General features: G+C 40.8%; 5 protein-coding genes and 1 pseudogene. 5 read left to right on the top strand and 1 reads right to left on the bottom strand.

Annotated features, from left to right (window positions below; translation table 11 throughout):
- Positions 1-540: pseudogene (locus VOR_RS18870) on the top strand (hypothetical protein); the annotation flags it as partial.
- A gap of 137 nt (positions 541-677) precedes the next feature.
- Here VOR_RS18870 and trmA read toward each other — a convergent pair.
- The gene (gene trmA / locus VOR_RS0111395) at positions 678-1787 is read right to left on the bottom strand and encodes a tRNA (uridine(54)-C5)-methyltransferase TrmA (protein WP_010319832.1); all 1110 of its coding nucleotides are present in this window, start codon (positions 1785-1787) and stop codon (positions 678-680) included.
- Positions 1788-2137: 350 nt separating this feature from the next.
- On the opposite strand from trmA, the gene VOR_RS0111390 reads away from it, so the two are divergent.
- From VOR_RS0111390 to VOR_RS0111375, 4 genes are read left to right on the top strand one after another with little or no spacing between them, the layout of a single operon-like run.
- Positions 2138-3547 (top strand): tyrosine-type recombinase/integrase, encoded by a 1410-nt coding sequence (locus VOR_RS0111390; protein WP_010319831.1) that lies wholly within the window; start codon positions 2138-2140, stop codon positions 3545-3547.
- Between the two features lie 4 nt (positions 3548-3551).
- The gene (locus VOR_RS0111385; RefSeq protein WP_010319830.1) at positions 3552-6011 is read left to right on the top strand and encodes a hypothetical protein; all 2460 of its coding nucleotides are present in this window, start codon (positions 3552-3554) and stop codon (positions 6009-6011) included.
- A gap of 11 nt (positions 6012-6022) precedes the next feature.
- On the top strand, positions 6023-8212 hold the full coding sequence (locus VOR_RS0111380) for an integrase (RefSeq protein ID WP_010319829.1): 2190 nt from the start codon (positions 6023-6025) through the stop codon (positions 8210-8212).
- 3 nt (positions 8213-8215) lie between these two features.
- Complete coding sequence (locus VOR_RS0111375; RefSeq protein ID WP_010319828.1) at positions 8216-8731, top strand: hypothetical protein; 516 nt, start codon at positions 8216-8218, stop codon at positions 8729-8731.
- The last annotated feature ends 78 nt before the right edge of the window (positions 8732-8809 follow it).

Below are 8809 nucleotides of genomic sequence, written 5' to 3'. Positions count from 1 at the left end.
CGGGAGCAATATTCAGAAGTGCCAGCCTGCAAGGTGATCGCTGGTTTTTACAATGGCGTTCGCTCCCACTCGCAGAAGATTCAAGAATCTGAGTTAGGTACATTGCTTAATGAAATATTTGCTATTGATAACGATATGGACATTCTTGAGCTCGACTCAGCGTTGTCTAATAGCTTAATGCGTTCGTTACCCAATATCGTTAATCAGTTTGCTGGTATGGATGAAGGTGAGCGGTTTCATAAGCTGAGAGAACTCAGGGAAGAAGTGGCTAAAATTGAAAAAATAAAAAACGAAATGTCGCGATTAAATATATCAGGATTCCCTTCTGTCGCTGCTGGAGTTGGAATGGAGATGACAGGAATCAAGGGTGGTGCCATCGTTGCACTTGGTGGTTGGCTCCTCAATGCCCTCAACGTATATGCAGATGAATTGGAGCTTACGAACAGCCCAATATATACCAAACTCTCAAGCTTAAACCACTTCACTAGCCATGATGCTGTAATTGTACAGCGTGTAAGAGGTTCTATCTCAAGGCGGTAATATTTAGCTGTTAGTTAAAGGGGCTATTAAGGTAACGAACCTTTTCTTGTGATGGCTTGGAGTTAGACTTTTATCACTCCCGTACCCCAAGCCGTACCCATAACGATTTTTGCTACAATTAAAACCCTTTTAAATCCTTATTTAATGAGCTCCAACATCACACCCGCTTCCATGTGGTGGGTGTAAGGGAATTGGTCGAATAGCGCGAAACGAGTCACTTTGTGTGTTTCACACAGAGTGTCTAAATTTTCTTTTAAGGTTTCTGGGTTGCAGGAGATATACACAATCCGCTCGTAGCCTTGCACCATTTTGCAGGTATCGATATCCATACCCGAGCGCGGCGGGTCAACAAAAATGGTGTTGCAACGATAGCTTTTGAGATCAACTCCCGCTTGTTGCAAACGGCGAAACTCACGTTGACCTTCCATTGCTTGAGTAAACTCTTCGGCAGACATGCGGATGATTTGCACATTGTCTATTTTATTCGCCGCAATGTTGTATTGGGCGGAATCAACAGAAGGTTTGGCTAATTCGGTTGCGAGCACTCGCTCGAAATTTTTCGCCAATGCCAGTGAAAAGTTACCATTCCCACAGTAGAGCTCCAATAAATCGCCTTGGCTCTCTTGCGTGCAGTCAACGGCCCATTCCAACATTTTTTGTGCGACAGTACCGTTTGGCTGAGTAAAGCTGTTTTCCACTTGTTGATAAATATAACTTTGACCATGTACGTTCAGCTTCTCAATCACAAAATCTCGATCGAGCACGACTTTCATTTTACGTGCACGGCCAATCAAATTGAGGTTGAATCCCTCATCATTGAGACGCTGTTTTAATGCTTTTGCTTGGGTTATCCATTCTTCATCGAGTTGGCGATGATAAAGCAGAGAAACCAGTACTTCACCACTAAGAGTGGAGAGAAAATCGACTTGGAAAAGTTTATGACGCAGTGAGTCGCTGCCTTTAAGTGCATCGACCAAAAGTGGCATCAAATCATTAATTAAACGACTGGCCGCAGGAAACTGGTCAACGCGGTATTTTTCACGCGTTTCTTGATTGAACATGATGTAATAAAGCTCATCACCTTCGTGCCAAACTCGAAATTCTGCACGCATACGGTAATGCTGCTCTGGTGATTCAAACACTTCCAACTGAGGCATGTTGTATTGTGCGAACATTTGGGTCAGACGCTCGGTCTTTTCCGCCAACTGTTGCTGGTAGTGTTGTGGGTTTACATCAAGAGTCGCCATGGTATTACCTTTGCTTGGGTATGGTGCATTCAAATAATAAAGAGCGCAGATTTTATTCAATCCCTCGCGCTTGTCCAGTGTTGTCCTGAATTAGTCATCAATTGTTAAGCAACAAAGGTAGCCTATACCAATCAGTACTAGACAAATTCTTAATAGAGCCATAGTATCGCCCTCAGCTGGTGCTATCTAGCGGTATAGATGGCCGAAAAGGGAATCTGGTGTAAATCCAGAACTAAGGTTGGGAATTTTGTTAGAGTCACAAGTTGGAGAGTTATTGGTATAAAAAATTAGACATAAGGATTCTGTTAGACTAGGCTAAAACCATAACGTGAGCTAGTTGTGGTAGCAATGTGATTGAACAGAATGGTTCGTTTCCAGATGATTTCGGTGTTGATTACTGCCTTATGTGGGTCAATACGGATAAATATCCTTCATATATAAGCAGGCCAGACCCTGTCAGTGGCGAGATCATCCATGAAGTAAAAGGCAATTCAAAATCATTTATTCATGCACTTCCGATTTTAATTGACCCTGATGGCATGAATGTGGTGCCAGTGAACTTATACCTCCACTCTTTATTGTCAAATCCTGATATATCCTCCGTTAAGACAATCGAATCCCATGCAGTCGCGTTATTAAGCTTCTATCGTTGGATGAACTTAGAAATCCCTGAACATATTGACCCAAGAACAGGTGTGTTGGTTGAAGAGAAGCGCTCCTTAACAATATATGACTGCACCGAGAAGATAGAAGAAAGTCCAGTCGTTAGATATCGTGATTATCTATTAGAGAATCTTTATATCAAAGATGAAAACGGAAAAATCGGAGGCTCTCCCAGTACTGCGTCGAGCTATGTGCTAAAAGTTGTCGCTTACTACACCTACCTTCACCGCCAACGGATCGTTCCAATCAGCAAGACCTTCCGCCCATTTGAGTTTTTGGCAAAGAAAGTTCGCATACGGAACAAAAATAAGAGAGCGCAACATGACATGCTCTCACATCTTAATGGCTATCACGGTAAAGATATTATCGTGTATACAACAGGTCTCACTAAACCATTCAAAAATATACAGAAGCCTCAAGATGCTGATATCCGAGAGCTTCGTCCACTCCGTGAAGATGAAAAACAAGCACTTTACCGATATCTCGATGTTAAAAATTCATCTGACACTAAAGCCCTTATGCTGTACTTAAAAACGGAGGTTGGGTTGAGATTGGAGGAACTGATAACCTTTCCTGCTTCTGTCGTAGATAAACCAAAAGCTAAAGTGGTTAAAGTGCCAATTGGTGAGCGTATTAACGGCTGCCTAACCAAATACAGAAAAGATAGAACGATTGAAATCCCAGACTATGTTATGGATCTTTTGTACGAGTACAAGCTAAGCAAGGTAAGGAAGGATGCAATTGAAAGCGGATTATTACGCCATAACCATCTATTCGTTCAATCGAATGGCAGTATCTACGCCCCAAATACAATTCAAAAGTATGTGGAAGCGGTACGCAATGATTTGATTATTAGCGGATTTGATATTTATTTTGCCACTCATGATTTACGTGCCACTTTCGCAACTGACTGGCTGTACAACAAACACATTCAAACACGCAAGCCCTTTGAAGCACTGATGTCGGAGTTGGCTGATTTAATGGGGCATGAAAGTACCGCTACTACCCAAAAATATATTAGCTACATGAATGACGATAAAACCTGGTCGGAATTCGCTCAGCGTAAAAATCAATTCGCACAACAAACGTTGAGATGATCACATGGCAAAAAGTCGCTTATCTGTTTCCAGAAATCAACATAAACCAATCACACAACTAAAGACTAAGGATAATGTCACTTCATTAGACTTGAGCTTTGAATTGCATCAACGAGGGATGGCATACAGTATCAAATATAACCTTCTTGATTGGTGCCATGAGCAGTGTGACCCTCAAAAACCATTAGTACAACCGTCTCGATTGAATAGGATGCAAAAGCTAAGGGCGTGGGTTAATCAAGAGAGAAAAAATCAAAGTAGTGAAGCCTATATAAGAGTTAAATTATCGAGTTTAAAGCAGTATATTTCTTTTTGTGACTTTAATATGCTCGACCCTTTTTCTCAGGGGGGATACCTTTCTTACGTTGGTAACTCAGGTCAATTGTGGCGTTTAGTTAACGCGGCTAATGAGCCAAAAAGATATCATTTTCAGTATCATGACGGTGAAGAGGCTGGCTTGTTGGAGGACACTGCTTTTATCCAAAAGACCTTACTCGATATACTACTTACAGTGCTTGATTTTGATGTGTCAGAGTGGCAAGCCACGCTTAAACCCTTCTCAATAAAGAATAGTGAATCATCAACACAGCCGTATACATCAAGTGAATGGTATGCATTAGTTAAACGAACTCAACTATTCTTTTTCTCTCTAGCAACTCAACTTATTGCGTTTAAAGAGGAAAACCCCGAAGCCCCTCCGCCTCAATGCTTAGAAGGCATTGTAGTTGATAGAAATAATGGTCGGGATATCACAATTACACTGAGGGGCAAGGACGGCTCTGTGAGTCCGTTTAATCAATGCATGGCGGCAGCTTACACCCTATTTGCCTACTACACTGCATTTAACGACACAGTAATAAAAGATGTTCGCCATCCCATTAAAGTGATTACATCGAAGGTAGAAGGTCGCACATCGAAAACTGCTCAAGTTCGTGCTTACAAAAGTCGCGCTTCAAAAGACGTAAAAGCGTTGTTTGCAGGTTCAGATGAAAACTTGCATCCCGAAGCTATTGAAAAAGAGGCAGGGTTTATTGTTGCCGAAATCAATAAGCGCGACGCTGTTGGAAAAATAGACGGAATCACTTTTATTCAAACTCTCGAACTCCTCTCTAAATCCTATAGCAATGATCCTTTTGATACATTGATATATTTTCTTGATAAAGAAGGAGAAAAAGACAAGGTCAATGTGAGTCATGCTTTATTGAAGCTATCGCAGAACTTAAATTTGCTTTCTAGCCGAAGAGGTGAATTAACCGAGCATTTGATAAAAACCTACACCGACATTGTTGAGAATCAAAATATGCCCATCTTCAATTGGACCCAGAGAGAAGATGGCGCAAGGACAATGAATAAACAGGTCATCTATCTTAATAAAAGAACTGCAACAAAAAGATCAACCCCTATAGCTTACGCAGCTTTCTCATGTATGACGGATGTTTCACTTCGAAACGCACTGATACCACTGCACTATGCTGAGAAAGATGTTAATGGAGAGATCACTGTTTCCTTTAAATATGTCGATGGCTCGGAAGGCGAATTTACTGTTACAGCCAAACACCTACCTTTTCTTCAATTAGTTGAATGTCATGCAGCAACTAGAAACCCGTTACCAAAGGAACGTAGTCTTGGTGGTATAGGTAGACGCTCTAATGCAACCAAACCTCCTTTCTTACTGCCTTTAGGTACAAAGTCAATGACTTATCAGTGGCAGGAAGGTGAGGTTCCTATTAGCGCGAGCATGTTAAGTTATTGCGGTATTGGTTATGGTGATTACTTTCTAAACATTAACTCTCGACGAATTCGTGTTACTCACTCTGATTTAGAATACAAACCAGAAGAGCGTGGAATGACCGCCCAAAAGATTTTGCAGCACAGCATTGACACGGCTGATAAAAAATACCGTAACGGGCACCCTGTGCAAAACAATAAGCAAGTCTCGCAAGGACTAATGGCGCTATCTCGCATAGCAGAAGGCGAGACACGCAATGAAGCCATAGAATCGGTCAAGGCAGAGCTAAAAATTCCCGTATTAGAGTACGAGGTTTGGAAAAAACGCAATCAACCAACGAACCCAAACGGCATTAGTTGTGACGGTAAAATTGATTTTAATTCAGAGAAAGATTGGCATTATGCAGCGCGTAAATTTGCAGAGGAAATGGGAATTATTAAAGAGGGGGACGACATCACCTGCTATCAATACGATCTTTGCCCTTTTTGTAAAAGCGCCAAACTCGTTGATGACCCTTACGCAATTTATAAATTACTGAGCTTTCTCGATGTGTTTAGTGAGGCTATTGATCGATACCCAGAACGCGCTTCGGTTATCCAGTCAAAGATAGAACGCTTTCAAGAACATCTTGATGACCTTCCTTTTGAAACTATTGAGAAAGCTGAAGATTTACTTGAAGAAAAAGGACGTTATCCGCTTTTTCACTCGTTATCTTCCGTTACTCAGTTTCTATAAGGAGAATACCTATGTTGACTTTTGAAAACCCACAAAATCTAGACTTAACATTAGGTGCTATGCGCTCCATTGGCGATCAAGAAGATTATTTGCAGCAGGTACTTCTCCCTGCACTACTGCGAGGTAACTGGGAAGAATTAGACAAGATGGTTGTCTATCAAGATGAGAAAAAGACTATCTTGTTTGAGGAAGATCTATGGGCGTTTAGAGAGTCTGCTTGTAAAGCAAAAGGCATAGCGAACCTGTATTTTAATATTGAGCTAGAACAAGGTGAGAATGTCATTGCTCTTCGTCAAAATGAGCGTCACTTGGTTAATCAAATGAAATGCGCGGCATTAGCTTATATGTGGTTTTCAGCTAAGCACATAGAGCTGGGTTCCATCAAAACTAAAGTAAACGTTCTTCGGAATGATATTGCTCAACTTATTAAGCGTGGCATCACTTCATTTGAAGAGTTAAATCTAGAGCACCTTGAAATTTTGGTTGATGAAGGATGTTTTGAAATATCTAAAAGCCACCCATTTAGAGGGTTAAACTCTTTTCCCGCTTTAAAAGGCTTACTGCCCTTCAAGGTTAACTTTTCGCATCTGACTCATAAGATGTTTAACACAAGACCTGAGGTGTCGGAAGGTAAATTAGTGATCCCTCCTAGGATCTATTTTTCGGCATTGACAGAGTACAGCAAAGATGTCGTAAACGCCTATGGATTGAGAGATGAAATCGAACAAGCGGTTGAGAAGATGATTTCCTATTATGATAATGAAGTAATAAATATAACTTTGAAAATAAGAAATGGATATAGTTATTCACCTATTAAAGGGTATCGAAAAACATGGGAACGATTTACCCAAGCGCTCGACAATGAAGGGGTTGCCTTGGCTGATAAAGGTGAAGATCCACGATGGATGAAAATATTCATCTCGCTTGAAACCTTTATTGAGCCACGTCAAAGTGTAATTAAGAACTTCAAAGTATGGATTGGTGACACTTGTTATGGGTGGAGTGATTTTAAAAGGTATTTGGTCGGTTTGAGCGCAAAATCCTCGTGGTTATGTTTAGCGCTATCAGGGATGCGTGTAGACGAGTTGTACAAAATTAGCCCTGTCTACGGGACGCAAAAAATGATGTTCGATAAAAATGGCTGTGAGTCCGATACTGGTAATGAAACTATTTACTTTTTAAGTACACGCCAATCAAAAATTACACTAAACAGCCAAACCAAAAACGACACCTTTGTTACCACCGAAATGGGTTGGAAAGCATTTCATGTGTTAAATTCCATTCATACGCCTTATCGAAACAGGTTTGCAGAAAAGGACAGACATCGAATGTTCGCAAATTTGGCTAACAATCAATATTTCAAGCCTGTAAAAAAGGCGGCGCTAGGTAAATCAATCAAAAAGAATTTTAATAAAGACAAATTTGATTTTATTCTGACGGTTGAAGATATGGGCTATTTACAAGCCTCAGACCCAGCCCAGAAGTCCTTTAAACTGGGAGATAAGTTTCACTTTACGACACATCAGACAAGACGCTCACTTGCTTATTACCTAATTGGTTATGAGCTATGTTCTTTCCCTGCTTTGAAGCAACAGTTGTCACATTTGTCGATGGCGATGACGAGATGGTATGCCCGTAATGCCCATTCATTTGAACAGCTTTACAGTGAAATTAGCAAAGAGCGGATCACTCAAAAGGCTGAAATTTTTGCTCTCATATATCAAAAAATGGCGAACGGTGAACGGATTGCAGGTGGCAAAGGTCAAGCAATGGTTGCTGAAATCAGTCGTGAAGGTGAAAGCTATTTTGAAAATGGGGTAAACAAACGCAAGTTATCAATTGATTATTGGATTGATCAGTTAACTAACGGTAAGGCGCACTTACATGCCGTTGCTCCTAGTATGTATTGCACCAACACTCAATGTTCAATGCGCATCAATATTGATTTAAGTGAGTGTGTGGACTGCGAATACGATTTTATTGAAAACGCTGTTTATGCCGAATCTTCTCGCATGGATGCGATGAGAAATATTGAGTTTCTAAAAGAATGCGGTGAATTGAACTCCAGTGCCGCAACTAAATACTTTATGCAGGTAAAAGCGGCAGAGGCGATCATGGATGATTTGGGATTCGACCATGATAAGTATGAGTTTGCAGAAGATGTGCGGAGTTTAGTTATAAACACGATAATGGTGGCGTAAGACATGACAGATAGAACGGAATTAAGCTCAACAGAAAAGCAGTTGAGAGAAGCTCTGAAGCGTCTTATTGACAAACAGCCGACCCACAGGGAGTTGAAGCGAAAACTAAGTGCCAACAAACTCAAGATTGTTGTTGCTAATGTTGAAAAAGAGGCTGGGCTATCTAATGGTGCAGCAAAGCGTTATCCCGAAACAAAAAAAATGATTGAAGGCGCAGAAGCAGAGCGTATTCATGGATCGAGCGATGTGTCAGGTGAAGTTGTGCGTGCTCACCCGATTTATATCAAAGCTAGAGAGGAAGTAAAAAAACTCAAAGCAGAGTTAGAGCAGAAAGATGGAAGACTTGCTCATTACAAAGAACTTTTAAAGTCTCAAGCCGCAAGAATGCATCAAATGAATGTTGCCATGTGGAATAACATACCTGAAGAAAACAAGCATGTTGAAGTAATTATTGATGTGCAAGACATGGGATCTCAAGACAATATTTTAGCCTTCAAAAAGCGTGAGAAATTGAATTAGTATTGTTAGCGTAGCGATCTAACTCACGGTAGAGGGTGTAAACAAACTGGTCAATTTATTTACACTCCATATAACACT

This window comes from Vibrio ordalii ATCC 33509 (genome assembly GCA_000257205.1).
Classification (GTDB): Bacteria; Pseudomonadota; Gammaproteobacteria; order Enterobacterales; family Vibrionaceae; genus Vibrio; species Vibrio ordalii.
Note: the sequence above shows the minus strand (reverse complement) of the source record. Positions and strands in the feature narration are given on the sequence as shown.